Source organism: Pseudoalteromonas sp. S3260 (genome assembly GCF_005886925.1).
Classification (GTDB): domain Bacteria; phylum Pseudomonadota; class Gammaproteobacteria; order Enterobacterales; family Alteromonadaceae; genus Pseudoalteromonas; species Pseudoalteromonas tetraodonis.
Map to the genome: position 1 here is coordinate 1 of NZ_PNCV01000172.1, position 1,376 is coordinate 1,376.

1 protein-coding gene is annotated in these 1,376 nt (G+C 43.3%); it reads left to right on the forward strand.

Going from position 1 to position 1,376, the window contains the following annotated elements:
• The first annotated feature begins 116 nt into the window (after positions 1 to 116).
• Positions 117 to 1,151, forward strand: coding sequence for an IS110 family RNA-guided transposase (locus CWC14_RS17825; protein ID WP_138564228.1), 1,035 nt, complete (start codon positions 117 to 119; stop codon positions 1,149 to 1,151).
• The last annotated feature ends 225 nt before the right edge of the window (positions 1,152 to 1,376 follow it).

The following is a 1,376-nucleotide window of genomic DNA, read 5'->3' on the forward strand; positions in this document are numbered from 1 at the left end:
AAAGAGCGTGCTTGGCTTAATCTCTACCTAAAACCTAATACCTAGATGTATGGACTCCCTCTCCCTGAGGAGGTACGGTCTTAATCCGACAAAAGATTAACCAAAGGAGTCCATACATGAAAGATACTAATATATTGGCTATTGATTTAGCAAAGAATGTTTTTCAAGTCTGTAAACGAGATCCAAAAGGTAAAGTCCTCTTCAACCGAGAACTTAGCCGAGCAAAACTAAAAGAGATGCTTGTTAAGCAGCCACGCTCATTGGTGGCGATGGAAGCATGTGGTAGTGCGCAATATTGGGCTAGGCTAGCACGTGCTCTTGGTCACGAAGTCAAAGTCATTTCCGCAAGAACAGTTAAGCCTTTCCAAACTAAGCAAAAAACGGATCGTAATGATGCTTTAGCCATCGCAATCGCCGCTTCTCAAGAGCATATCCATGGTGCTCGTGTGCAATCTGCCGAAGAGCAGGCTTTGCAATCATTGGAGCGAGCTCGTCATTTAGCAAAAACACATCAAATAGCACAGAGTAATCAAATTAGGGGCTTACTTGGAGAGTTTGGTATCATTGTGCCACCAAGCTTATCCCAACTTCGTAAGCACATTCCTTTTATTCTGGAAGACGCTGAAAATAACTTGCCTCAGTCTTTTCGTGAAACACTGAATTATTTATGGCAGCACTTACTACAGCAAATCGAACATGTTGCCATTTTGGAACGCCAGCTCGAAGGCGCTGTAAAATATGATACGACCTGCCAAAAGTTGATGAAGTTAGAGGGCGTCGGCCCCATCGGTGCTTTAGGGCTAGCGGTGCGTTTAGGTCAAGGTGAGAATTTTACTAACGGTCGTGAAGCATCAGCAAATATAGGGTTAACGCCAAAGCAACATAGTTCAGGTGGTAAAGAGCGTATTGGGCATATTTCAAAGCGTCATGCAGATAAGCGACTTCGTTCCACTCTTTTCCAAGGAGCGCTTTCTGTTATCACGCAAGTGAGTAAACGTCCAGCCAGAACAAGCAAAGAGCGTTGGCTACAAGCCTTAGTCGAGAGAAGAGGCAAAAAAATCGCAGCGGTTGCTTTCGCAAACAAAACGGTAAGAACAGCTTATGCGATATTAAAGAATGACACGGAATATCAGCCAATCTCATTGGCTTGATATTCCATGTTGAATCAGCAAAGAGCGATGTAAAACAGGTAAGACCGACCAATAGAAGCAAGTTAGGTCCTAAGGCACTTTAGATGCCGCTTCCTAGAATTTGCCTATTGGTGCGAGTACATTTTAGGGCGAGGTAGCTCCTCAATAAAGCCCGTATATAAGCACGCATCTATACTTGTTTTTAAAGACAGTTTTTTGTTGATTTACTTAGGGAGTCCATATAAG